Origin of the sequence: Mesorhizobium sp. B2-1-8, assembly GCF_006442545.2 — a bacterium.
Taxonomy (GTDB): Bacteria; Pseudomonadota; Alphaproteobacteria; order Rhizobiales; family Rhizobiaceae; genus Mesorhizobium.
In genome coordinates, this window is record NZ_CP083952.1 from 515,557 (window position 1) to 539,101 (window position 23,545).

The following is a 23,545-nucleotide window of genomic DNA, read 5'->3' on the forward strand; positions in this document are numbered from 1 at the left end:
CGCACTTAGCAGAGCATCGCTACCGGCAAAAGCATCTGGCGGCCTATTAATTCAGGCTGCTTGCGAAAGCGATTTCTGGGCCTCGGCCAGAATCTCGAAGGAGCGCACGCGAGCGGCGTGATCGAAGATCTGCGCGGTGACCATCAACTCGTCGGCGCCGGTGCGGCGCACGAACGCATCGATGCCTTGCCGGACCGTTTCCGGCGAGCCGACGACGGCGCATGACAGCGCCTGGCCGAGCATGGTCTTGGCCATCGGGTCGAGATCCCGGTCATAATTCTCGACCGGCGGCGGCAATCTTCCGGGCCTGCCGGTGCGAAGATTGACGAAGGCCTGCTGCAGCGAGCTGAACAGCAGCCGTGCCTCGGCGTCGGTGGGGGCTGCGAAGACGTTGAGGCCGAGCATGACATGCGGCTTGTCGAGTTGCTCGGATGGCTGGAAGCGCGAGCGGTAGATGTCCAGCGCGTGATCGAGCTCCGCTGGCGCGAAATGCGAGGCGAAAGCGTAGGGCAGGCCGAGCATGGCGGCGAGTTGCGCGCCGTAGAGGCTCGACCCGAGAATCCAGATCGGCACCGTCTGGCCTTCGCCGGGCACGGCGCGCAGGCGCTGGCCTTCCTCGGCGGGCAGGAAATAGCCCATCAGTTCGACGACATCCTGCGGGAAATTGTCGACGCCGGCCTCGAGATTGCGGCGCAATGCGCGCGCCGTGTTCATGTCGGTGCCGGGCGCGCGGCCTAGCCCCAGGTCGATACGGCCGGGAAACAAGGCGGCCAGCGTGCCGAATTGCTCGGCGATCACCAGCGGCGCATGGTTGGGCAGCATGATGCCGCCGGCGCCGACACGAATAGTTTTCGTACCGCCGGCGACATGGGCGATGACGACCGATGTGGCCGCACTGGCGATGCCTGGCATGTTGTGGTGCTCGGCCAGCCAGTAGCGCTTGTAGCCGAGCCGCTCGGCGTGGCGCGCGAGGTCGAGCGAATTGGCGAGCGATTGCGAGGCATCGCTGCCTTCGACGATCGGCGACAGGTCGAGAACGGACAGTTCGGTCATATACGGGTCTCCACGATCTTCTTCTCGCGCACCCTGGCCTCGAAGGCGGCACGGTCGGGAATAGTGATGCCGAGCAGGCCTTCCAGCGTGTCGGCGAGTTCGGCGGCGGTGGTGATCTGCTTCTGCTCGGTTCGGCCATCGATGTGGTGGATCGACAGGCGATTGCCTCGCAAGGCGTAGCGCCGGTCCGGCGCGGCGCGCGCCGCCAAAACCGAGGTCAGGAAATGCGATGCCGGGTTGGTCGACAGGAAATAGTTGACGACGGAATAGTCGACCTCATATTGCGGCTGCAGGTCGAAGCGATACAGCGAGCGCCAGTCGCCGCCGACAGCGGCCTGCAGGCGGAAGTGGTCGCCGGTTTCGATGATGCGGAACGTTTCGTGCGGGGTCGTCTGTTCGAGGTCCGGCTCGAGCAGCAGCGGGGCCGTCAGGGTCAGGCCACCGAAGCCGACATCGGCTATATAGGTCCGGCCGTCGAACTCGACGCGCAAAAGCATGTGGCTGCGCGCCGTGATCGCGTCCTCGCTCTGACCCCAGAGCACACGCGCGGCGAGGCCGCCGACCTCGAAGCCAAGCGCCTTCAGCGCATGCATGAAAATGAGATTGTGCTCGAAGCAATAGCCGCCACGCCCGTCAAGGACGATCTTGTCCTGTAGCGATGCGGCGTCCAATCGGACTGGGCGCCCCAGAAACGGATCCATGTTCTCGAAAGGGATCGCCTGCGGATGCAGGAAATGAAGCGTCTTCAGCGTGTCGAGCGAAGCATCCCTGGAACCGGCATGGCCGATCCGGGCGAAATAGGCGTCGAGGTCGAAGGGAGCGTCGTTCATCGGGAAGGGCACCGGGCGCTGATCGGGCGGATATAGGCATTCGATCCCGCAGCCGCAAACCGTGCGCCGTTTATGCGGCGGCCGTGCCGTCCTGCTCGTCGGCTTCCTCCTCCATGACCGCTGTATGTTGCGCGGCGAGAAAATTGCCGACATGGCTAAGGCTCTCGAAATGGTCGCAGAACACCTTGACGACGACCAGCAGCGGCACCGCCATCAGCGCGCCGACGAAGCCCCACAGCCATGACCAGAATGCGATGGCGATGAAGATCGCCACGGCGTTGATCTCAAGCCGCCGCCCGACCACCATGGGCGTCACGAACTGCCCTTCGATGATGTCACACAACACCAGGAAGGCAGGCGCCAACAACGCGTAGGCGATCGTGTCGAAGCTGATCAGTGCGATGACCGTGACAAGGACAAACGTGATCATGGCTCCGACATAGGGCAGGAAATTGAGCAGAGCGGCCGCCGCGCCCCAGACCAGCGGATTGGGCATGCCAAGCGCCCACAGGCCGAGGCCGATGACCGTGCCGAGGCCGGTGTTGATGATGGTGACGGTGAGCAGATAGTGCGAGATTTCCCGCTCGACGTCGTAGACGATGCGCAGCGCCCGCTTCTTTTCGGTGAGGCTGGCGAAGGACTGGATGATCTTTTCGTAGAACATCGTGCCCGAGGCGAGCAGGAACAGCGACAACACGAAGATGATGGTCAGGCTTGTTCCGGCCGACAGGATGTTGCTCGCCGCCGCCGAGAGGAAGCCTGACTGCGCTACCGCGACTTTTTGCACACCCGGCTCCTGCGAGGTCTCGGTCAGCCCTTCGATCTGGTGCGCAATCTCCATGATCCTCTCGACCGGCCGTCGCAACTGCGCCAATCGCTCGGTCAGTTGCTGGCCGATGGACGACGTGTTGTTGATGAGATCGATGACGGGGCCGCTGAGCACATAGCCGGCGCTCGCGAAGATGAAGACGGACACAAGCACCAGAAGCGTCGCCGAAACCACTTCGGGAATGCCGCGCTTGCGCAGCAGCCGCACGATCGGCGTCAGCGTCAGCGTCAGCAGGAAGGCCAGGATGACCGGCATGAAGAAGGCGCGCGCGAAATAGAGCGCATAGACGGTCATGAACAGGAAGATGCCGATGAGCAGCGAGCGCATCAGGCGCGTATCGGCGCGCGCCGCCACACGCGTCTCTTCAGCTTCGGCTGCGCCTGCGCCCAAAGCGGCAGGTTCGGCTTTCATCGTGATCCCCTCGGCGGCAACTGATGCGATCCGCTGACGAAAAACGCCGGCGCGGCTTCAAGGTTCCGTTAGCCGGCACTGACGGCGCGGGCCGCAGTTGAGGGGTGCTGCCGCCAACTGCGCAACCGGTGGCTCGCCTACGAGTATCCCATATTACATACCGTGTCCGGGCACGTGGCGGGCCTAGTACGGGAGCGGCTGGAATTGCTTCCGGTTCACGCAACAGGCGCCGCCATGGCCGGCGCGGGTTTCGCCGTTTCCTTGCGCACGATCGGCGCCACCTTGGTGCCGTAAAGCTCGATCGCCTTCATGATCTTGGCGTGCGGCATGATGCCGATCGCCATTTGCAGCAGGAAGCGGTCGTTGCCGAAAATCCTGTGCTGGGCAACGATCTTTTCCGCCACCTGTTCCGGATTGCCGACGAACAGGGCGCCATTGGGACCGCGCGACTGGTCGAAATGCGCGCGCGATGTCGGGCCCCAGCCGCGCTCTCGGCCGATGCGGTTCATCACCTCGGCCTGCGGGCCATAGAAATCGTCCGCCGCCTGCTCGGTCGTCTCGGCGATGAAGCCATGCACGTTGATGCTGGTGGCCAACCCTGCCGGATCGCTGCCGGCGCGCTTGGCTGCCTCACGGTAGAGGTCGAACAGCGGCGCGAAGCGCGCCGGTTCGCCGCCGATGATGGCAAGCGCCAGCGGCAGGCCGAGCGCGCCGGCGCGGGCGGCCGATTGCGGCGTTCCACCAATGGCGATCCAGACCGGCAGCCTCTCCTGGAACGGCCTGGGATAGACGCCGCGATCGTTGATCGGCGCGCGCAGATTGCCTGACCAGGTAACCTTCACCTGATCGCGGATGGCAAGCAGCAAGTCGAGCTTTTCGGCGAACAGTTCGTCATAGTCTTCGAGGTTGTAGCCGAACAGCGGAAAGGATTCGATGAACGATCCGCGCCCGGCCATGATCTCGGCGCGGCCGCCCGACAGGAGGTCGAGTGTGGCGAATTGCTGAAAAACGCGCACCGGATCGTCGGAGGACAGCACGGTGACCGCACTGGTCAGCTTGATGCGCTTCGAACGCTCCGCGGCCGAGGCCAAAGCCACGACCGGCGCCGAAGCGGCATAGTCGGGCCGATGGTGTTCGCCGAGGCCAAAGACATCGAGGCCGACCTGGTCGGCCAGTTCGATCTCCTCGATCAGGTTGCGCAGCCGCTCGTGCGGGCCGATGGCGCCGGGACCCGGCACGGGGCTCACATCGGCAAAAGTGTAGAGGCCGAGTTCCATTTGGATGTCATCCCAGTGTGTTGATTGTCGCGCTAGAGTCGGATGATTTCAGGTCAATCGACCTGAAATCTGAATCCGACTCTAAATCAGAAAGAGATAGAGCATGATGTCGTCCGAAAACCGCTTCGCACTTTTCGACATCATGCTCTACACGTAGCGACGCGCCCGCCACACCGCCAGAGGGTGGCTGGTGAACAGTGCATGTCGATTTCGGCGGGAAATGCGTCTCCCCGGTGCAACATCCCGGAATTTCATGGCTGGCATGCCGTTTTGGCGCTTGAACTCCCGGTTTTCGCGCGTATGTAAGCGTCGCGAATAGACTTCAAGGAAGTGGACTTGGCTATCTACAGGGAAAAAGACATTTTCGAGCGGCGCAATGCCGCGACCGAGGCAAAGAAGGCGCTTCTGGAGCGCTTCAAGTCAAAGCCGGCAGCAGACGATCCCGCAGTGCTGGCACGACAGGCCGAACGCAAGGCGATCCTTGCGGCTCGCGAGATCCGCGAGGCCGAGAAGGCTAGGCTGAAGCAGGAAAAGCTGGCGCGCGAAGCGATTGAGAAGGCCGAGCGTGAGGCAGCAGCCGAAGCGGCGCGCATTGCCGCCGAAGAGGCAGCGCAAGCGGAAGCCAAGCTTCGGGAAGCTGAAGAGAACGAGCGTATTGCTCGTTTGCTTGCCGATGAAGCCGAGCGAAAGGCAAAGCGCGACGCGCGCTATGCGGCACGCAAGCAGCGCACCGGCAGGACACCTCCCGGCTTTACGGGTCGCTAAGAGCGCACTCGACCTCGACGGATGATGAATGAGGGACGCGCCAAGGCGCGGCCCTTTTCGCATTTGTCCATGTCGGCTCGGCCGATATCGTCGGCCGGCGGACAAGGCCGTTCAAGCCGCGAATTTCAGCCCCATGATACCGCAGACGATTAACGCGATGCAGCCGAGCCTGATGGCCGTGACGGGCTCGCCCAGCAGCCAGATGCCGAGCAGCGCCGTGCCGACGGTGCCGATACCGGTCCACACCGCATAGGCGGTGCCGACAGGCAGCGCCTTCAGCGCGAGGCCGAGCAAGGTGAGGCTGACGATCATCGAAGCGACGGTGAGCAGGGTCGGGACAAGCCTGGTGAACCCGTCGGTGTATTTGAGACCGATCGCCCAGCCGATTTCGAACAGGCCGGCGAAAAACAGAAAAGTCCAGGACATCGCAACGCTCCATCGGAACATCCAGGCTTTCTGGCCTCGAATGCTCAGCGGCAATGGCGGGTCGTCCCGACCGAATTTTCGGAAAGTGCGAGGTCGTCCCCGCGCCGTCGATGCAGGGCTGTCCGAACGCCCGATCAACACATGCCGGCGGCAGTGTCGAATGCCGCCGGTGAAATCCCACCCTGCCGTTTGCCGAGACTTACTTTTCCTTGAGCCTCATCGCCTTGACCGGTGCTGCCTTGAGGGTCGGAGCGGCTACAGGCTTCTTGGCGTCTTTCTTTGGTTTGCGGGCTTCCTTGCCTGCCTTCATCGCACCTTTGGCCATGATTCGTTCCTCCTGTTGCGGGAAACGGAGTGAAACAAGACAAACGCCAGACTGCAAGAGGGTAGTGCGTGCTGCCAACGCTGGCAGGCCGCTTTCAACCGGTTTCTAATTTGCTCGTAAACCCCGGCGGTCCATGCCATGGTTGTCTTCGCACTGCAGCATCGACCCGTGCACCGCCGGGTGATCGTCAGGCAGGCCGGTCAGGACGACAATGCGGATCCACATCGGCTGCGAGATGAGCTTCGATTTTCCGCAGGAGACGCCGCTCATCGCGATGCTCAATGTCCACTATTCCCGCGCCTCCGATCTCGAGCGCCCGGATTTCCTGACCTCCAACCCGCCGGTGCCGATTGAAAGTTATCGCGACAGTTTCGGAAACTGGTGCAACCGATTCGTCGCCCCACCCGGGCGTTTCACTTTCGGCACGGATGCGGTGATCCGCGACCCCGGCACATTCGAGATGGGCGAACTGATGGCGTGGCAGCACGAGGTTCGCGACCTGCCGGCGGAAACGCTGCTGTTCCTGCTGCCCAGCCGGTTTTGCGAGAGTGACCTCCTGGCAAGCGAGGCATGGCGGCTGTTCGGCCATACGCCGGCCGGCATCCCGCGCGTGCAGGCGGTGTGCGATTTCGTCCACAACCACATCGTCTTCGATTACGGCAACGCACGGGTGACGCGCACCGCCGCGGAAGCCTGGCGCGAACGGAGTGGCGTGTGCCGCGATTTCGCGCATCTCGCCGTCACATTCTGCCGGGCACTCAATATCCCGACGCGCTATTGCACCGGCTACATCAGCGACATCGGCATGCCGAAGCCCTGGGCGAGCATGGATTTCTGTGCCTGGATGGAGGTTTACCTCGGCGGCCGCTGGCACGCTTTCGATCCGCGCAACAACGCGCCACGCATCGGCCGCATCCTGATCGCCTCGGGCCGTGACGCGGCGGACGTGCCGCTGACCCATATTTTCGGACCAGGTACACTCGCTGGCTTCAAGGTATGGACCGACGAAATCCAGGAATAGCTGGCGTTGTTGCCAGCAGGTTTCGAAGACGTTGAACGACCCGACGATTGGCGCGTTGTGATGGCTGTGCAGCTCCGCGGCGGAGCCGCTGTATCGTACCTCAAAGAGGATAAACCTGCATGGCAGGCCATGGCGGCTCCAGAACGGTCATCTATGCGGCGCTCGCCGGCAATCTCGCCATAGCGCTGACCAAGTTCGCCGCCGCCTTTTTCACCGGCAGTTCGGCCATGCTGTCGGAAGGCGTGCACTCGCTGGTCGATACCGGCAATGGCGGCCTGCTGCTTTACGGCATGCACCGCGCCGCGCGTCCGGCAGACAGTACGCATCCGCTCGGCCACGGCCGTGAACTCTATTTCTGGAGCTTCATCGTCGCCCTTCTGGTCTTCGCGCTGGGCGCCGGCGTGTCGTTCTACGAGGGCATCGTCCACATCATGGCGCCGGAGCCGGTCGCCAACGTCAAGGTCAACTACATCGTTCTCGGCCTGTCCTTCCTGTTCGAAGGCAGCTCCTGGCTGGTGGCACTGAGGGTATTCCGCAAGCAGAAGGGCAAGCAAGGCTGGCTGCAGGCCGTGCAATCGAGCAAGGACCCGAGCGTCTATACGGTGCTGTTCGAAGACAGTGCGGCCCTTCTCGGTCTGACCGTCGCCTTTGCCGGCATCCTGGCGGCGGAGATTTTCGAGATGCCCGAACTCGACGGCGCCGCCTCGATCGGCATCGCGCTCATCCTTGGTGCGACGGCAATCTTTCTGGCGCGTGAAAGCAAGGGCCTGCTCATCGGCGAGCCGGCCTCACCCGAGGTGCAGAGGAAGGTGCTGGCGATCGTCCAGCAGGATCCGGCGGTGCAGCGGGCGAACGGTGTGCTGACGGTGCATATGGGACCGGAAGAGATCGTTGCCGCCCTGAGCATCGAATTCGAGGACCATCTGTCGGCGCCTGAGATCGAGGCTTGTATCGAGCGTCTCGAGGCACGGCTGAGGAAGGAGATGCCCGAAATCACGCGGCTGTTCGTCAAGCCGCAGACGTCAGGCACCTGGGAAACGCGGCGCAAGCTGATCGAATCCGCGTCCGGATAGAGTTTGGCCATGATCCGAAAATCCTCGCTTCCTGATCATGCCTTGGCTCTGGACCAGCGCCGCGCCGTTGCCTCGCGTCCCGGCGCCGCTAAGATCACCTGATCAATGTTGGAGGAACGACGATGAAAATCGACGGCGGATGTCATTGTGGTGCCATCACCTATGAGGCGGAGGTCGACCCGGAGAAGACCTCGATCTGCCATTGTACCGATTGCCAACAGCTGACCGGTACGGCCTTTCGCGTCTCGGTGCGGGCGCCCGAAGAGGATTATCGGATCACCAAGGGCACACCGAAGGTCTACGTCAAGACCGGGTCCAGCGGCGCCAAGCGCGCCCAAGGTTTCTGCGGCGAGTGCGGCTCGCATCTCTATGCGACGTCGGTCGGCGACGGCCCGAAGGTCTACGGCATCCGCGTCGGCACGGCGCGGCAGCGCGAGGAACTCGTCCCGAGGCGGCAGTTCTGGCACCGTTCAGCGCTGCATTGGCTGCCGGAATTCGAAGGGATGACGATCGTCGAAGAGCAGTAGCGTTCAGTCGTCGCCTTCGACGACCCTCAACCTCAGCTGTCCCGTCTTGGAATCGGCCACGCGCGGTGCGGCCTCGACCTTGGCGGCGTCGCTGCGCGGGGCGTCGGGCTCGCCTTCCCCGAACTCCAGCGCCTCGATCTTCTGGCCGCGCTTGGTCACTTTCGAGGTCGAGACGAGGATGTCATCGATGTCCTTGGCCGACTGGCCGAAATGGCCCTGCAATTTGCGCACCCGCTCGTCGACACGCTGGACGTCTTCCATCAGCCTGATGACTTCGCCCTGGATCAGATGCGCCTGTTCGCGCATGCGGGCGTCCTTGAGGATCGCCTGGATGACCTGGATCGACAGCATCAGCAGCGAAGGCGAGACGATGATGACACGGGCGCGGTGCGCCTTCTGGACAACCGTCTCGAAATTCTCATGGATTTCGGCGAACACCGATTCCGACGGCACGAACATGAAGGCGGTATCCTGCGTCTCGCCCTGGAGCAGGTATTTCTCCGAAATGTCGCGGACATGGACCTCGATGTCGCGGCGAAAGGCCTGGGCCGCGACCTTCTGCAGGTCGGCCCCGTCGGCGGCGCGGATGGCATTCCACGCTTCCAGCGGAAATTTGGCATCGATGGCAAGCGACGGCGCGCCGTTCGGCATTTTCACCAGGCAGTCCGGCCGGCTGCCGTTCGACAGCGTCGCCTGGAATTCATAGGCGCCATGCGGCAGGCCGTCGGCGACGATCGCCTCCATGCGCGACTGGCCGAAGGCGCCGCGCGTCTGCTTGTTGGAGAGGATCGCCTGGAGTTGAACGACCTGGCCGGCCAGCGACTGGATGTTGCCTTGCGCGGTGTCGATGACCGCCAGCCGCTCCTGCAGTTTCGTCAGGCTCTCATGCGTGGATTTGGTCTGCTCGGTCATGGTCTGGCCGATGCGGCCGGTCATGGCGTCGAGCCGCTGGCCGATCGATTGCGTCAATTCGGCCTGCCGGGCGCCGAACACTTCGGCAATGGCCCCCATGCGGCCCTGCATTTCGGCCTGTGCCTGCAAAATACCAGCCATGCGCGCCTCCGCGTCGCGGGCATGGTCGGCGGCTTCCGCAGCGGCGACCGCGCGCGCCTTGGCCGACCGCCACAGCGCAGCGACGAGCGCCACGAACAGACCGAGAAACAGCAATGCGCCGAAGGCCAGCGCGTGGCCGAGCGTGATCGTCGAGGCGCCGAGCCGTACGACAGGCTCCGAAAGGATGGTGCTCAGATCATTCATGTGGACAGCATAGCCGATTCGGCAGGCTGGCACAGATCAAAACGTGAACGAGGCTCAGGCGCACCGGTTGACGCCTTTCTTTTGAGGTCTTAGGTGAAACGCCATGCCGATCAAGCCGCTCATCATCCTTCCCGACCCCGTCCTGCGCCAGGTTTCCAAGCCGGTGGAGCGCGTCGACGCGCCCTTGCGCAAACTGGCCGACGACATGCTGGCGACCATGTATGACGCGCCCGGCATCGGGCTGGCGGCAATCCAGATCGGCGAACCGCTGCGCATGCTGGTGATCGACCTCGCCAAGGAAGACGAAACGCCGGCGCCGCACGTCTTCATCAACCCGGAGATTCTAGAAAGCGCCGACGCGCGGTCCGTCTACGAGGAAGGCTGCCTGTCGATCCCGGATTACTACGCCGAGGTCGAGCGCCCGGCCTCGGTGCGTGTCAGATATCTCGACCGAGACGACAAGCTGCAGGAGATGGAGGCCGAAGGCCTGATGGCGACCTGCCTGCAGCACGAGATCGACCATCTCAACGGCGTGCTGTTCATCGACCACATCTCGAAGCTGAAGCGCGACATGGTGGTGAAGAAGTTCAAGAAGCTCGCCAGGGACAAGGCGCCAGGCAAGCTGGTGGGATAGGCGCAACGCGAGCGCAGAATCCATTGAGCAGCAGTCCTCGTCGTGATATCATTGATATCAACGCTGGAGAATTGCATGGGCGATATGCTGATCAGGGACATCCCCGAACCGTTGAAACGCGAAATCGAACAGGCTGCACGAAGCGGCGGCCAGAGCTTGTCCGGCAAAGCGATCGATCTTTTGCGTAAAGGCATGGTCGCCGAAAAGGAGGCCAAGCCAGAGCCCGGTCTGTCGGCATGGGACAACATTCGCTCCGCGTTCGCGACTGAAAACGCGATCGACGACGAGTTCGCCGAGATCATGGACGAGATCGAAGCGGACAGAAAACGCGACTTTGGGCGCCCGGTTGGGGACTTCGAGTGATCGTCCTCGATACCAACGTCATTTCCGAAACGAGTAGGACGGCACCCGACGCAAACGTGGTCGAATGGTTTCGCAAACAGGAGTTGCTTGACCTCTATCTGTGCGGCCCCGTCGTCATGGAGCAATCCTTCGGTGCCGAACGGTTCCTGAACAAGACCGGCTCCGATCGCCATATCCGTGCTCTCGATCACCTGATCTCGAAACAGTTCTCCGGTCGTGTCGTCGAATTTGCCGGCTCTATCCCCCGCCTTGCCGGCAAGCTCCGGGCGACGCGGGAACGGCTCGGGCGCCCAATCAGCCTTGCTGATGCCATGATCGCCGCGATCTGTCTCGCGCATGACGCTACGCTGGCAACCCGCAATGTTCGCGACTTCGACGGGCTTGACCTTAAGCTCGTAAACCCGTTTGAAACGAGTGCCTGAGCCGGGTCACGGCAGGCAGGAACAAGGCCGCAAAAGAAAATGCCTCTTCGCGTTATCTTCATGGGCACGCCTGAGTTTTCGGTGCCGACGCTGCGCGCCATCACTGAAGCCGGACATGAGGTAGCAACTGTCTATACGCAGCCTCCGCGCGCCGCGGGCCGGCGCGGGCTGGAGCTGACGCCGTCGCCGGTGCAGCGCGAGGCAGAGCGGCTGGGCATCGAGGTGCATACGCCGACATCGTTGAAGGGCGAGGTCGAACAGGCCGCTTTTGCCGCCCTTGGCGCCGATATCGCCGTGGTCGTTGCCTATGGACTGCTGTTGCCCAAGGCGGTTCTGGAGGCGCCACGGCTTGGCTGCGTCAACGGCCATGCATCGCTTTTGCCACGCTGGCGCGGCGCCGCGCCCATCCAGCGCGCCATCATGGCCGGCGACACCGAGACCGGCATGATGGTGATGCGCATGGAGGAGGGCCTCGACACCGGTCCGGTGGGATTGGTTGAAAAATGCGCCATCGACCCCGATATGACAGCCGGCGATCTGCATGATCGGTTGATGAGCGTTGGCGCTGCCCTGATGGTGGAAGCACTGGCGCGGCTGGAACAGAACACCCTGACATTTGCCGCGCAAGCGGCCGAAGGGGTGACTTACGCCAGGAAAATCGATAAATCCGAGACGCGCGTGGAGTGGACACGGCCCGCGGCCGAGGTCCACAACCACATTCGTGGCCTATCGCCCTTTCCCGGCGCCTGGGCCGAGATTGACATTGGCGGCCGCTCGGAGCGGCTGAAACTGCTTCGCTCGACGCTGTCCGAAGGCCTGTCGCTTTCGGAAGATTTGGGCGAGTCGGGAGGAATTCTCGATGACCGGCTGACGGTCGCCTGCGGAAAAGGCGCGGTCAGGCTGGTCGAAGTTCAACGTGCGGGCGGAAGGCCCGCCGCCGCGTCGGAGTTCCTGCGCGGAGCCAAGATCGAAAAAGGACTGAAATTCTCATGAGCATGATGTCGATACGCGCGGCGACGCCGCGGGACCGCGAGGCCATTCGCCTCGTCGAGGAACACGCTTTCGGCCAGCAAACGGAGGCCGGGCTGGTCGACGCGTTGGTGACCGGCGGTGACGCCGTCGTCGAACTGGTGGCGGAAGAGGACGGCCAGGCCGTTGGCCACATCCTGTTTTCGCGGCTGTTCGTGCAGAACGGCGGCAAGAGTTTCGCCGCCGTGGCGCTTGCCCCGCTGGCGGTGGAGCCGTCTTTTCACGGCTCCGGCATTGGCGGCGCACTGATCCGCGAGGCTCACATCCGGCTCAAGGATGCCGGCGAGACGCTGGCCGTTGTGCTGGGCGATCCGGCCTATTACGGCCGTTTCGGCTATAGCCACGCCCGCGCTGAAAAGTTCGAAAGCGAATACCAAAGCGAAGCGCTGCAGGCGCTGGCCTGGGGCGACGCACCCGAAGCCGGCAGGCTGGTCTACGCCTCCGCCTTTACCGCTCTCGCCGCCTAGGCGAGAGCGTATTACCGACCGGCATGCCGCGTTTTCGCCTCGATATCGAATATGACGGCAGCCTGTTTGCCGGCTGGCAGCATCAGGCCGACCAGCCTTCGGTGCAGCAGGCGATCGAACAGGCGATCGAGAAATTCTGTGGCGAAGAGGTCCGGCTGCGCGCCGCCGGCCGCACCGATGCCGGCGTGCACGCAACCGCGCAGGTGGCGCATGTCGACCTTGCCAAGGCGTGGCCTGACGACAAGGTGCGCGATGCCGTCAATGCACATCTGCAGGCGGCCGGCGCGCGCGTCGTCATCCTGAAGGCCACGATCGTCCCGGACGATTTCGATGCCCGTTTCTCGGCCACTGGCCGGCACTATCTCTACCGCATCCTCAACCGGCGGGCGCCCTCGGCGCTGGAGAAGGGTAAGGTATGGTGGGTGCCCAAGCGGCTCGATGCCGCCGCCATGCACGAGGCGGCGAAACTCCTGCTCGGCCGGCACGACTTCACCACCTTCCGCTCGACCCAGTGCCAGGCCAACAGCCCGGTCAGGACACTGGAGCGGCTCGATGTCAGCCGAACGGGCGATGTGATCGAGGTGAGAGCCTCGGCGCGGTCCTTCCTGCACAACCAGGTGCGCTCCATGGTCGGCTCGCTCAAGCGGGTCGGCGACGGCGGCTGGACATCAGGCGACCTCGAGGCGGCGCTCGAGGCGCGAGACCGCGCCGCCTGCGGCCAGGTGGCGCCGCCCGACGGGCTTTTCCTGATAGGCGTCGATTATCCGGGATAGAACCAGTTCTATCCCGGGATAAGAGCCCCGCTCTATCCCGGGTAGAACTGGTTCTATCCCGGATAGACTCGGGAAAGGCTCTGCGCCCCGACATCGTCCGGCACGGTGATGCCGAGCAGCATCTGCAGCCCGAAAAGCACCAGCAGCGAAGCGATGAACATGCCGACGAAAACGGCGGTGCCGACCGCCGCGCCCCTGCCGATCGTGGCGTTGGTCATGCGCCAGGTCAGCACCATCGACAGGGAAAACAACAGCAGAGACACAAGGCTCGAGACCTGGCTTGTCGACGACAGGAAAAGCCTGATCAGCGCCGAGGGCAGCATCAGCCAGGCGGTGATCGCCGAGGCCCAGTTGCTAGCGACGACATAGTGGACGAAGCGCCCGCCGATGCCGGCGCGCGGCGCCACCAAGGCGAGCGCGACCAGCGGCAGCACCCAGGTGCCGATATCGACCGTCGCCAGCCGCACCAGCATGGAGAAGCGACCGGCGAAGGCGTCGGGATCGCCGATCTCATTGGCGATGCCGACCCAGCCGACGATCAGCGCCGGCGCCGCGACGATGATGGCGAAGAACGAATTCCAGAAGCCGTCGGCCGACAGGTCGAGCAGGCGCAGCCCGTCGACCTTGCCGAGCATCAGCCGCCAGGCGCCGGTCAGCGAAGCTTGGGTTTCGTCCGCCGAAAGCATGCCGGTCAGCCCTGTCCGAACCAGTCGTCGATGAAGCGTTGGTAGATCCGCGTCAGCGTTTCGAGATCGGCGATGGCGACGCGCTCGTCGACCATGTGCATGGTCTGGCCGACAAGGCCGAATTCGACCACCGGACAATAATCCTTGATGAAGCGCGCATCCGATGTGCCGCCGGAGGTGGACAGCGCCGGCTTTTTGCCGACCACCGCCTTGACCGAGCCGCTCAGCGTCTCGACCAGCCTGTCGTCGCGGGTCAGGAAGACATGGCTCGGCCGGTCGCGCCAGACGAGATCATAGTCGACCGGCGTCTTCTTGCCCGGCCGGTATTTCTTGCGCCCCGCCGCCTGATCGAGACGGTTGTGGATTTCCGCCTGGACCGTCTCGGCCGTCCAGCTGTCGTTGAAGCGGATGTTGAAGGTGGCGGTCGCCTTGGCAGGAATGACATTGGTGGCTGGATTGCCGACATCGATGGAGGTCACCTCCAGATTGGTCGGCTGGAAATCCTTGGTGCCCTTGTCGAAGACCGGGTGCAGCAAGGCATCCACCAGGCTCATCAGGCCGCGCACCGGATTGTCGGCAAGCTGCGGATAGGCGGCATGGCCTTGGCGGCCATTGACCGTGATGCTGCCCGACATCGAGCCGCGCCGGCCGATCTTGATCATGTCGCCGAGCGTGTCCGGATTGGTCGGCTCGCCGACTATCGAGGCGTCCCATTTCTCGCCTTTGGACGCTGCCCATTCGAGCAGCTTGACCGTGCCGTTGACGGCCGGCCCTTCCTCGTCGCCGGTGATCAGCAGCGAGACCGAGCCCTTCGGGCCGCCATCTGCCTCCACATGGCGCGCCACCGCCGCGATGAAGCAGGCAATGCCGCCCTTCATGTCGACGGCGCCGCGGCCATACATCTCGCCATTGGCGATCTCGGCGGCGAAAGGCGGATGTGTCCAGGCGGCTTCGTCGCCGACAGGCACCACGTCGGTATGGCCCGCGAACATCAGATGCGGGCCGTTGCCGGAGCGCCGCGCATAGAGGTTTTCGATATCCGGCGTGCCGTCCTCGGAGAACACCGGCCGATCGACCAGGAAGCCGAGCGGTTTCAGCATTGTCTCCAGCGCGCTCAGCGCGCCGCCTTCGGCTGGTGTCACCGAGGCACAGCGGATGAGAGAGGCGAGGTTTGCGGCGGGATCAGTCGGGAGCGTCATGGCAAAAGCGATAGTCGAAAGCGAAAGGCCTGTCACGGCCAGACATAGGGCCAAGCCAATGGCCGGCGATACCGCCGACATTATGGTTTTCATGTCGTATAGTGGGCTTGTGCGGAGCAAGAGATGACGAACGGGGAAAAGAGGATCGTCATTGCCGGCGCCGGCAGCATTGGCTGTTATGCCGGCGGCTGCCTGGTGCTCGCCGGCCGGCAGGTTGTCCTGCTCGCCAGGCCGCGCATCGAGGCAGCGCTGCGGCAGGACGGATTGCGCGTCGGCGACCTCCAGGGCCGTGATCGCCTGATCAAGCCGGAAGCGCTTGCCGTCACCGCCGATCCTGCTGTCGCCTTGCCGGCGGCCGATGTGATCCTGGTCACCGTCAAGAGCGGCGCCACGCAGGATATGGCAGCCCTCATCAAGGCCCATGCCCGTCCCGACGCCGTGGTGGTGAGCCTGCAGAATGGCGTCGACAATGCCGACAGGCTGCGCGCGGCGCTTGGCCGGCAAACCGTTCTGGCCGGCATGGTGCCGTTCAATGTCGTGCAATCGGCCGATGGAGAGCTGCCGCTGCGCGTCCACCGCGCCAGCAACGGCAAGGTGATGGTCGAAGACGGTGCTGCCGGCCTTGCCGGCCTTCTCGACGTCGAAGGCCTCGCTGTCGAAACACATGGCGACATGAAGGCCGTGCTGTGGGGCAAGCTTCTGATGAACCTGAACAATGCGCTGGTGGCGCTGTCAGGCCTTCCGCTGGCAACCGAGCTTGCCGACAGGCGCTGGCGGTTGATCTTGGCCGCCCAGATCGACGAGGCGCTGCAAGCGATGAAGGCCTCCGGCATCGCGCCGGCGCGCATCGCCGGCCTGCGCCCTGCACTGCTGCCGAAGATGCTCAGGCTGCCCGACTGGCTGTTCAAGCTCCTGGCGCGGCGCATGCTCGCGATCGACCCCGAGGCGCGCTCGTCCATGTGGGACGATCTGCGGCGCGGCCGGCCGACCGAGATCGACGACCTGCAGGGTGCTGTTTTGCGGCTCGCTGAGAAAGCCGGCACGCCGGCGCCGACGCTCCAGCGGATCAGCGCCCTGGTGCGCGCGGCGGAGTCCGAGCGGCTCGGCTCGCCGGGCCTGGTGCCGGAGAAGGTTCTGGCGCCGCCGGCCGGCCGTCGATCAGCGTGATCTTCTGCCAGATTTTGCGCGACAGGTTGGACGCCAGGTTCTCGATGTCGTTGACGCCGTCGATGACGACGGCGTCATTGACGGACTGGGCGAACAGCGCCGCGATCTTGCCGGTGATCGACAGCATTTCGGAGCAATAGTCGAGATAGCGCGCGAGATCCGCGGCATTAGTGATGCGGGCGGGCGAATGCGAAGTCGGCTTGAAACTGGCCGACAGCGCCGCCGGATCCTTGGTCAACTGGTGCATGTCAATGACGTGGATCAGCGAGCGCAGGCCGTGCAACTGACGAAACACCTGCTTGCGCTTGATGCGCTCCTCGGTTCGGATCAGGGCGAGGAAGCCGAGCACGGCGAGGATGATCATGTTGATCGTGGCTTCGATGCCTTGCACCGACTGAACCGCGTCGTCGGACTGGGAGATGTGAATGAGCGGCAGGATGGTCCCGACGAACAGGAAGATCAGCGCGCCCGCGACGACGGCGGCGGCGATGATGCCACGCAGCCACCAGATAGGCGCTTCCAGCGCCTTGGCGGCCTTGGCCAGATCGCGCGACAGCGACACCAGTTCGGCGGCGACGCCGCGCAACCCGGCGTCCGGGAAACGGTCGGCGACGCGGCCGTCAAGCCGCTCGGCGGTTTCGATGATCAGTTTCGGATCAAGCGTGCGGTAGCGCATGGCGAGATATCCGACCGGCCGCCTGGAGCATGCCGAAAAGTGTGACGCGGTTTTCGGACGACATCATGCTCTATTTCTTCGGTTCAGCCGGCTCGTTGGTGCGCCGGCCGTAGCGGTTGGGCCCAGGCTGCCCAGGAAACAGGCACAACACAAGGAAGGCGACGATCGAGACGACCGGTACGAACAGGATCAGCGCGGCGATGCCCGGCTTGTCGAGGTCGTGCAGACGCTTCACCGCCAGCGCGATGTTCGACCACAGCGAGGCGATGAAGGCGACGAAGAAGATGAACGACCACATGTTGCTCTCGGCCGAGCCCTCCGGCACCAGCGTGAAGCGGTACAGCGGGAACGCCTGGATGATGGCGACGAGCAATCCGCCAAGAAAATAGGCCGCGCGGCTGACGCGGCCCGAGGTCTTGAAGAAAAGCCAGGTGAGATCCGATCTTTCAGGCAAGCGGGTCCGATCCATATTGATTGGCGCCCCTGGTGCCTTCGAGGATGCCGAGTTCGACCAGCAGCCAGATGCCGCCGATGACGGGTACGAGGCCGATCAGCGTCCACCAACCCGACTTGTTGCGGTCGTGCCAGCGTTTGGCATAGAGGGCAATCGCAAAATAGATCGATGCCAGCGCGAAGAGGATGCCGATGATGCCGACCTGGGCGCCGCTGGCCGTGGTGAAACGGGTGCCGAGGATCGCGTCGAGAATGAAAGCTATAACGCCGATAACGATGAATACCCCGATGCCAGCCCAGAACTTGCCCCGGTTGATGCGACCATCAAAGCTTGTGAGCAGATATTTCCAGTCCATGTCACCCCTCCATGTTGAACCAGCGCGACCGATCGTCGCGCCGGCGGAAGGTGCGCCTGCCCGGCGGAAAGATCAATCGCGCAGCAATTCGTTGATCGAGGTCTTGGACCGGGTCCTGGCGTCGACCCGCTTGACGATGACGGCGCAATAGAGACCTGGGCCCGGTTCGTTGTTTGGAAACGGCTTGCCCGGCAGCGATCCGGCGACGACGACCGAATTCGGCGGCACCTCGCCATAGAAGATCTCGCCGGTGGCGCGGTCGACGATCTTGGTCGACTGGCCGATGAAGACGCCCATGCCGAGCACCGAGCCTTCGCGCACGATGCATCCCTCGACCACTTCGGAACGCGCGCCGATGAAGCAATTGTCCTCGATGATGGTGGGGCCGGCCTGCATCGGCTCCAGCACGCCACCGATGCCGACGCCGCCCGAAAGGTGGACATTCTTGCCGATCTGGGCGCAGGAGCCGACCGAAGCCCAGGTATCGACCATGGTGCCGCTATCGACATAGGCGCCGACATTGACGAAGGACGGCATCAAGACGGCGCCGGGCGCGACATAGGCCGAACGGCGCACGATCGACGACGGCACGGCGCGGAAGCCCGCCTTCTCGAAATCGACGGCGCTCCAGCCGTCGAACTTGGACGCCACCTTGTCCCACCACACGGCCTCGCCGGGGCCGCCCTTGATGATTTCCATCGGATTGAGCCGGAAGGAGAGCAGCACGGCCTTCTTCAGCCACTGATTGACGTGCCATTTGCCGTCGGCCTGCCGCTCGGCGACGCGGGCGGTGCCGCGGTCGAGCAGGTCGAGTGCCGACTGGATGGCGTCGCGAACCTCGCCGCGGGTCGCGGTCGAAATGGCGTCGCGTTCCTCGAAGGCCTTGTCTATGGTCTTTTCGAGGCTCGCCAGATCGGGCTTCGACATGAATTCGCTCCATTACCAAGCTGTTAAGGGGCTGGGCCTTAACCTGTTTAAAAGTCGCGCGGACCCTATGTTAAGGCTCAATGGGGGTCAATCGCAGCTGCGTCACGGGACGACGCAAGTAAAGGAATGGACGGGTGGATTCGATGACTCCCATGGAAAAGGCGGGATGGACGCCGCTGCCGCATTCGGACGAGGATCTGGAGCGGTCGAAAAGCGTGCCGGACACGCCGCAGACGCGGGCCGAAACCTACCGCCTGGCCTGGAACGATCCCGACTTCATGACGCGGCGCGAACTGCGCGCGGTCAGGCTGCAACTGGAGCTGCTGAAGCCGGAAATGATCCTGGCCGAGCGCGGCATCCGTTCGACGGTGATCCTGTTCGGCGGCGCGCGCCTGCCCGAACCCGGCGGCGAGGCCTGGGCGGCCAAGAACGAGACGCAGAAGAAGAACCTCGAGGAAAACAGCAAATATTACGAGGAGGCGCGCAAATTCGCCCGCCTCTGCTCGCGGCAGTCGGCCACTTCATATTATCGCGAATATGTCGTGGTGACCGGTGGCGGGCCGGGCGTTATGGAAGCCGGAAACCGCGGCGCCGACGATGTCGGTGCGCCGTCGATCGGGCTCAACATCGTCTTGCCGCACGAGCAGGCGCCGAATCCCTATGTGACGCCGGAGCTCTGTTTCAACTTCCACTATTTCGCCATCCGCAAGATGCACTTCGTCATGCGCGCCAAGGCCGTGGCGGTGTTTCCCGGCGGGTTCGGCACGATGGACGAGTTCTTCGAGACGCTGACGCTGATCCAGACCGGGCGCATGGAGCGTGTGCCGGTGATCCTGTTCGGCAAGTCCTTCTGGAAGCGGGCGATCGACCTCGACTTTCTCGCCGAGCAAGGCACTATCAGCCCGGGCGACCAGGACATCATCGATTTCGTCGACACCGCCGAGGAGGCCTGGAGCATCGTCAGCCGCTTCTACAAGCTAGGGGAATAGGAATTGGGGGAACTGGGAAATGAGGAAATGAGGAATTGACGAAATAAGGAACATAGTCTTGCGTCCCGACCAATTCCTCAATTCCTCAATTCCTCAATTCCTCAATTCCTCAATTCCTCAATTCCTCAATTCCTCAATTCCTCACTCCCTTATGACTATGGTCGTGAGGAACGTGGCGAGATCGTCGGTGACGAAATCGACGTCATCCTCGTTGGCCGGGTCGCGTTCCCAGATTTCGGAAAAGGTCGGCTCGAAATTGCGCGGCACCACGAGAACCGTGGTCATGCCCAGCGACTTCGGCACGGAAAGGTTGCGGGCGAGATCCTCGAACATCACCGCATTGTGGCCGGTGACGGCGTGCAGTTCGGCGAACTTCTCGTAGGTCTGGCGCGCCGGCTTGGGGTTGAGGCCGGCGGCGACGATATCGAAGATGTCGTCGAAATGCTCGAGGATGCCGAGCTGGCGCGCGGTGCGCTCGGCGTGCCTGCGGTCGCCATTGGTGAAGATGAACTTGCGGCCGGGAAGCTGGCGGATGGCGGTGCCGAGAACGGGATCGGGCACCAGCCACGAATAGTCGATGTCATGGACCTTCTCGAGGAAGTCGTCGGGATCGATGCCGTGGCGCGTCATCAGCCCGTTCAGCGTCGTACCGTATTCGAGATAGAGCTCCTTCTGCAGCTTGCGCGCCTCCTCGCGCGGCAGCGCCAGCAATTCCCCGACATAGGCGGTCATCTTGACGTCGATCTGCGAGAACAGATTCGAGTGGTGCGGATAGAGCGTGTTGTCGAGGTCGAACACCCAGTCGGTGACATGGGCGAAGCGGGCGGGATCGGGAAGCGTGGTCATGCGCTCCTTATGGCATGAAACAGGGATTCTGAAAGGGACTTTATCCACAACTTCTTCGCGTTGAAGTTGCAGAAATAACCCCACGATTCAAATTTTATGCATCCCGGAAAGGTAGCCTTCAGGGCTTGCTGGCACAGAGACAGTCCTGTGGGGAGCCTGCGATGAACAGCATCATTCTCAAATCCGCCGCCATCGCCTTCGCCTCCGTCGCTGCATCTCTTCTGCTGACGTTGATCATCGTCCCAGCCATGGGGTTCCCGCTCACGCGAACGATCTGGTTGACATTGACGCTCTGTCCGCTGGTCCTTGCCTGGACGGCGTGCGCCGGCACGTTCTGGCAGAGCGACAGGCTGAAGAACGCCCATCGCGAACTCGCACGTGCCCATGCCCAACTCGCCGCCGCGCACCGCCGCCTGGCGGAAAAGGCGAGCCGCGACGACATGACCGGCATGCTCAACCGGGAGAGCTTCTTCGCCGCGCTGGACGGCTCCCGGCGCAAGTCCGACCGTGGCGCGCTGCTGATCATCGACGCCGATCATTTCAAGACGATCAATGACAATTTCGGCCACCTGACAGGTGACGACGCGCTGCTGTTGATCGCCAGCGCCATCGAGCGCGGCGTGCGCAGCGGCGATGTGCTCGGCCGCATCGGCGGCGAGGAGTTCGGCGCGTTTCTGATCGGAGCCACGGAACAGGAAGCCAAGCGCGTTGCCGAACGGATCCGCCGCGAGGTCGAGCTGATCCGCTTCCGGCCCGTCGATGAACGGACCATTCCGCTGACCGTCAGCATCGGCGGCACCGTCTGCGGCGAGGACGTCAACGTATCGGAACTGATGCGCGCCGCCGACCGGCGCCTCTATCAGGCCAAGCATGCGGGCCGCAACCTGACGATCCTCGATACCGATATTTCCGAAGCCGCATGAGCAGGCCGGGCCGGCACACCTGGCCCGTTAAGAAATCTGTAACCTTGTTTGCATCCGTTTGTGCCGCTTGTCGGCACTTTCACCGCCTCGAGGCCATGCTTGGCACGATATTGGCTTGCCTGACGATGCGTGTGCCGTTCGGGAACGTCATGCGCGTATCGAAGCCCCTAGCAGAGAGACCTGTCATGAGTTTCTCCATCAAAAAAATCTCGCGCCGTACGCTCGTGCAAGCGCTGATCGCCCTGCCTGCCCTGTCCTTGTTCCGCGAGTTGCCTGACGCCGACGTCACCCATGCCGGTTCATCCCGGGTCGACCCTGACGAGATCGTCGAGGTCAATGGCTGGATCCTGAAGCGGAGCGACCTGGCATGATCTTCGACAGCTACGAGGCGTATCGCGCCGCCAACTTTGCGCCAAAGGTCTGCATCCTCGGTTCCGGTCCGGCCGGCACCACGATCGCCAGAAAACTTGGCGCGGCCGGCATCCCGGTAGTGGTGCTGGAAGCCGGTTCGCGGGAATTCAGCGACGGCTCGCAGGACTTTTACCGCGGCACCACCGTCGGTGACTTCTATTTCGATCTCGACATCACCCGGCTGCGGTTCATGGGCGGCAGCTCCAATCACTGGGCCGGTTGGTGCCGCGTGCTCGACAAACAGGATTTCGAGCCGAAGGCCTGGGCGCCCGATACCGGCTGGCCGATCCGTCGCGCCGACATCGAACCCTATCTTGCCGAAGTGCGCGACATCCTCGACCTTCCCGATTTTCGGCCTGATGTGCCGATCTCGGACGACATTCGCTGGGTGCAGCTGATCAAGAGCCCGGCGGTGCGGTTTGCGGAAAAATTTGCCGACGAACTCGACAAGAGCAAAAACATCGCCATCGTGCTCAACACCTACGCCACCGAGCTTGCCGGCGACGGCAAACGGGTGACCGGCGCCAAACTGTGGTCCAACGGCAGGGACGCCGGCTCGTTCAGCGCCGACGATTTCATCGTCTGCACCGGCGGGCTGGAGAATTCACGGCTGTTGCTGTGGTCGAACCAGCGCTCCAACGGCGGCGTCGTGCCGAACGCGACGGCGCTTGGCCGCTACTGGATGGAGCATCCGACCTTCGAGGGCGGCAATGCCATCCTGGCCGACTATGACGCGTTCGAGGTCGATGCCGTCAAGGAGGCCTTCTTCTCGCCGATGCCTGCCGCGATGGATCGGCTCAAGATCATGAATTTCGGCATCAGGCTGATCGAGGCTCCCTATCCGGGCGTCAAAAGCCTCATCGCCGACCTTGCCTGTACGGCGCCGCACATGGCGGAATGGGTATCGGGCAAACTCGACCAGAACCTGCGTTGCGCCGCTCAGCTTTATGTCGCCTGGGAACAGGCGCCGCTGGCTTCGAACCAGATCGAGCTGTCGAAGACCGAGGTCGACCATGCCGGCGTGCCGCGCATTGAGCTGCACTGGAAGAAATCGGAACTGGAACGTCGCACGCTTCTCGAAGGCCTGAAACTGTTCGGCACGACGTTGGCCCAGAAAAACCTGGGCCGGGTGCGCATTGCGGACTGGATCTCTAACGGCGAGGATTATCCGACCAACGAAGAGACGGCGGGCAATCATCACATGGGCGGCACGCGCATGGGCACGGACGTCACCAGGAGCGTGGTGGACGCCAATTGCAAGGTGCATGGCATGGACAATCTCTATGTCGGCGGCTCTTCCGTGTTCTGCACGTCGGGACAAGCCAACCCGACGACGACGATCACCGCGCTCGCCTGCCGGCTTGGCGACCATCTGAGCAAGGTGGTAACGGCCTGAGCGACCTCCATGAAGTCCCAGGGCCGGCGCCAAA

At 63.4% G+C, this 23,545-nt stretch carries 29 protein-coding genes; 15 read left to right on the forward strand and 14 right to left on the reverse strand.

The window, feature by feature from the left end; translation table 11 throughout:
* Positions 1-51 precede the first annotated feature (51 nt).
* The 4 genes from FJ970_RS02415 to FJ970_RS02430 form a co-directional block, all read right to left on the reverse strand.
* Positions 52-1,053 (reverse strand): LLM class flavin-dependent oxidoreductase, encoded by a 1,002-nt coding sequence (locus FJ970_RS02415; protein ID WP_140757365.1) that lies wholly within the window; start codon positions 1,051-1,053, stop codon positions 52-54.
* Positions 1,050-1,883, reverse strand: a complete 834-nt coding sequence (locus tag FJ970_RS02420; RefSeq protein WP_140757366.1) for an arylamine N-acetyltransferase family protein — start codon at positions 1,881-1,883, stop codon at positions 1,050-1,052. Before FJ970_RS02420 ends, FJ970_RS02415 begins: the two co-directional genes overlap by 4 nt.
* Positions 1,884-1,953: 70 nt before the next feature.
* The gene (locus FJ970_RS02425; RefSeq protein ID WP_140757367.1) at positions 1,954-3,123 is read right to left on the reverse strand and encodes an AI-2E family transporter; all 1,170 of its coding nucleotides are present in this window, start codon (positions 3,121-3,123) and stop codon (positions 1,954-1,956) included.
* Between the two features lie 215 nt (positions 3,124-3,338).
* Entirely contained in the window at positions 3,339-4,400 is a 1,062-nt protein-coding gene (locus tag FJ970_RS02430; RefSeq protein ID WP_140757368.1) for an LLM class flavin-dependent oxidoreductase, read from the reverse strand.
* A 336-nt stretch (positions 4,401-4,736) separates the two neighbouring features.
* Here FJ970_RS02430 and FJ970_RS02435 point away from each other — a divergent pair, with 336 nt between their 5' ends.
* Positions 4,737-5,165 carry a DUF6481 family protein gene (locus FJ970_RS02435; protein WP_140757369.1) on the forward strand — a complete coding sequence of 143 codons (429 nt, stop codon included), beginning with the start codon at positions 4,737-4,739 and terminating at the stop codon, positions 5,163-5,165.
* Between the two features lie 111 nt (positions 5,166-5,276).
* Here FJ970_RS02435 and sugE read toward each other — a convergent pair whose 3' ends face one another.
* Together sugE and FJ970_RS33565 are read right to left on the reverse strand one after the other, a co-directional pair.
* Positions 5,277-5,591: a quaternary ammonium compound efflux SMR transporter SugE gene (gene sugE, locus FJ970_RS02440; RefSeq protein ID WP_140757370.1), complete on the reverse strand. Its 315-nt coding sequence runs from the start codon at positions 5,589-5,591 to the stop codon at positions 5,277-5,279.
* A gap of 199 nt (positions 5,592-5,790) precedes the next feature.
* Entirely contained in the window at positions 5,791-5,916 is a 126-nt protein-coding gene (locus tag FJ970_RS33565) for a hypothetical protein (RefSeq protein ID WP_140757371.1), read from the reverse strand.
* 211 nt (positions 5,917-6,127) lie between these two features.
* Between FJ970_RS33565 and FJ970_RS02445 the strand changes: the two genes are divergently transcribed.
* The 3 genes from FJ970_RS02445 to FJ970_RS02455 all read left to right on the forward strand — a co-directional run bounded on the left by FJ970_RS02445 (position 6,128) and on the right by FJ970_RS02455 (position 8,537).
* The gene (locus tag FJ970_RS02445; protein WP_140757372.1) at positions 6,128-6,937 is read left to right on the forward strand and encodes a transglutaminase-like domain-containing protein; all 810 of its coding nucleotides are present in this window, start codon (positions 6,128-6,130) and stop codon (positions 6,935-6,937) included.
* 119 nt (positions 6,938-7,056) lie between these two features.
* Complete coding sequence (locus FJ970_RS02450) at positions 7,057-8,010, forward strand: cation diffusion facilitator family transporter (protein WP_140757373.1); 954 nt, start codon at positions 7,057-7,059, stop codon at positions 8,008-8,010.
* Positions 8,011-8,132: 122 nt separating this feature from the next.
* Positions 8,133-8,537: a GFA family protein gene (locus tag FJ970_RS02455; RefSeq protein ID WP_140757374.1), complete on the forward strand. Its 405-nt coding sequence runs from the start codon at positions 8,133-8,135 to the stop codon at positions 8,535-8,537.
* A gap of 3 nt (positions 8,538-8,540) precedes the next feature.
* Here FJ970_RS02455 and FJ970_RS02460 read toward each other — a convergent pair whose 3' ends face one another.
* Entirely contained in the window at positions 8,541-9,794 is a 1,254-nt protein-coding gene (locus FJ970_RS02460; RefSeq protein WP_140757375.1) for a DNA recombination protein RmuC, read from the reverse strand.
* A 103-nt stretch (positions 9,795-9,897) separates the two neighbouring features.
* On the opposite strand from FJ970_RS02460, the gene def reads away from it, so the two are divergent.
* The 6 genes from def (at position 9,898) to truA (ending at position 13,482) form a co-directional block, all read left to right on the forward strand.
* On the forward strand, positions 9,898-10,428 hold the full coding sequence (def, locus tag FJ970_RS02465) for a peptide deformylase (RefSeq protein ID WP_140757376.1): 531 nt from the start codon (positions 9,898-9,900) through the stop codon (positions 10,426-10,428).
* Between the two features lie 75 nt (positions 10,429-10,503).
* Positions 10,504-10,791: a plasmid stabilization protein gene (locus FJ970_RS02470; protein ID WP_140757377.1), complete on the forward strand. Its 288-nt coding sequence runs from the start codon at positions 10,504-10,506 to the stop codon at positions 10,789-10,791.
* Positions 10,788-11,213, forward strand: a complete 426-nt coding sequence (locus tag FJ970_RS02475; protein ID WP_140757378.1) for a type II toxin-antitoxin system VapC family toxin — start codon at positions 10,788-10,790, stop codon at positions 11,211-11,213. Before FJ970_RS02470 ends, FJ970_RS02475 begins: the two co-directional genes overlap by 4 nt.
* Before the next feature lie 39 nt (positions 11,214-11,252).
* Positions 11,253-12,206 (forward strand): methionyl-tRNA formyltransferase, encoded by a 954-nt coding sequence (gene fmt, locus FJ970_RS02480; protein WP_140757379.1) that lies wholly within the window; start codon positions 11,253-11,255, stop codon positions 12,204-12,206.
* Positions 12,203-12,709, forward strand: coding sequence for a GNAT family N-acetyltransferase (locus tag FJ970_RS02485; RefSeq protein WP_140757380.1), 507 nt, complete (start codon positions 12,203-12,205; stop codon positions 12,707-12,709). Before fmt ends, FJ970_RS02485 begins: the two co-directional genes overlap by 4 nt.
* A 23-nt stretch (positions 12,710-12,732) precedes the next feature.
* Entirely contained in the window at positions 12,733-13,482 is a 750-nt protein-coding gene (gene truA / locus FJ970_RS02490) for a tRNA pseudouridine(38-40) synthase TruA (protein WP_140757381.1), read from the forward strand.
* A 53-nt stretch (positions 13,483-13,535) separates the two neighbouring features.
* Here the strand turns inward: truA and FJ970_RS02495 are convergent, their stop codons facing one another.
* Both FJ970_RS02495 and dapE read right to left on the reverse strand, forming a co-directional pair.
* The gene (locus FJ970_RS02495) at positions 13,536-14,168 is read right to left on the reverse strand and encodes a transporter (protein WP_140757382.1); all 633 of its coding nucleotides are present in this window, start codon (positions 14,166-14,168) and stop codon (positions 13,536-13,538) included.
* Between the two features lie 5 nt (positions 14,169-14,173).
* Positions 14,174-15,367 carry a succinyl-diaminopimelate desuccinylase gene (gene dapE / locus FJ970_RS02500; RefSeq protein ID WP_140757383.1) on the reverse strand — a complete coding sequence of 398 codons (1,194 nt, stop codon included), beginning with the start codon at positions 15,365-15,367 and terminating at the stop codon, positions 14,174-14,176.
* Positions 15,368-15,490: 123 nt separating this feature from the next.
* On the opposite strand from dapE, the gene FJ970_RS02505 reads away from it, so the two are divergent.
* Complete coding sequence (locus FJ970_RS02505) at positions 15,491-16,534, forward strand: 2-dehydropantoate 2-reductase (RefSeq protein ID WP_140757384.1); 1,044 nt, start codon at positions 15,491-15,493, stop codon at positions 16,532-16,534.
* On the opposite strand, the gene FJ970_RS02510 is transcribed toward FJ970_RS02505, so the two are convergent.
* From FJ970_RS02510 to dapD, 4 genes are all read right to left on the reverse strand, one after another.
* Positions 16,434-17,210, reverse strand: a complete 777-nt coding sequence (locus FJ970_RS02510) for a hypothetical protein (protein ID WP_140757385.1) — start codon at positions 17,208-17,210, stop codon at positions 16,434-16,436. The genes FJ970_RS02505 and FJ970_RS02510 overlap by 101 nt on opposite strands.
* Before the next feature lie 70 nt (positions 17,211-17,280).
* Positions 17,281-17,664, reverse strand: coding sequence for a DUF805 domain-containing protein (locus FJ970_RS02515; RefSeq protein WP_224590992.1), 384 nt, complete (start codon positions 17,662-17,664; stop codon positions 17,281-17,283).
* Positions 17,657-18,019, reverse strand: a complete 363-nt coding sequence (locus tag FJ970_RS02520; protein WP_140757387.1) for a DUF805 domain-containing protein — start codon at positions 18,017-18,019, stop codon at positions 17,657-17,659. The genes FJ970_RS02515 and FJ970_RS02520 overlap by 8 nt, the downstream gene beginning before the upstream one ends.
* Before the next feature lie 72 nt (positions 18,020-18,091).
* Entirely contained in the window at positions 18,092-18,946 is an 855-nt protein-coding gene (gene dapD, locus FJ970_RS02525; RefSeq protein WP_140757388.1) for a 2,3,4,5-tetrahydropyridine-2,6-dicarboxylate N-succinyltransferase, read from the reverse strand.
* 143 nt (positions 18,947-19,089) lie between these two features.
* On the opposite strand from dapD, the gene FJ970_RS02530 reads away from it, so the two are divergent.
* Complete coding sequence (locus FJ970_RS02530) at positions 19,090-19,935, forward strand: LOG family protein (protein WP_140757389.1); 846 nt, start codon at positions 19,090-19,092, stop codon at positions 19,933-19,935.
* Positions 19,936-20,076: 141 nt separating this feature from the next.
* Here FJ970_RS02530 and FJ970_RS02535 read toward each other — a convergent pair whose 3' ends face one another.
* Positions 20,077-20,781 (reverse strand): pyrimidine 5'-nucleotidase, encoded by a 705-nt coding sequence (locus tag FJ970_RS02535; RefSeq protein WP_140757390.1) that lies wholly within the window; start codon positions 20,779-20,781, stop codon positions 20,077-20,079.
* 161 nt (positions 20,782-20,942) lie between these two features.
* Here FJ970_RS02535 and FJ970_RS02540 point away from each other — a divergent pair, with 161 nt between their 5' ends.
* From FJ970_RS02540 to FJ970_RS02550, 3 genes are all read left to right on the forward strand, one after another.
* Positions 20,943-21,704: a GGDEF domain-containing protein gene (locus tag FJ970_RS02540; protein WP_140757391.1), complete on the forward strand. Its 762-nt coding sequence runs from the start codon at positions 20,943-20,945 to the stop codon at positions 21,702-21,704.
* A gap of 185 nt (positions 21,705-21,889) precedes the next feature.
* Complete coding sequence (locus FJ970_RS02545) at positions 21,890-22,075, forward strand: hypothetical protein (RefSeq protein WP_140757392.1); 186 nt, start codon at positions 21,890-21,892, stop codon at positions 22,073-22,075.
* On the forward strand, positions 22,072-23,511 hold the full coding sequence (locus FJ970_RS02550; protein WP_140757393.1) for a GMC oxidoreductase: 1,440 nt from the start codon (positions 22,072-22,074) through the stop codon (positions 23,509-23,511). The genes FJ970_RS02545 and FJ970_RS02550 overlap by 4 nt, the downstream gene beginning before the upstream one ends.
* Positions 23,512-23,545 lie beyond the last annotated feature (34 nt).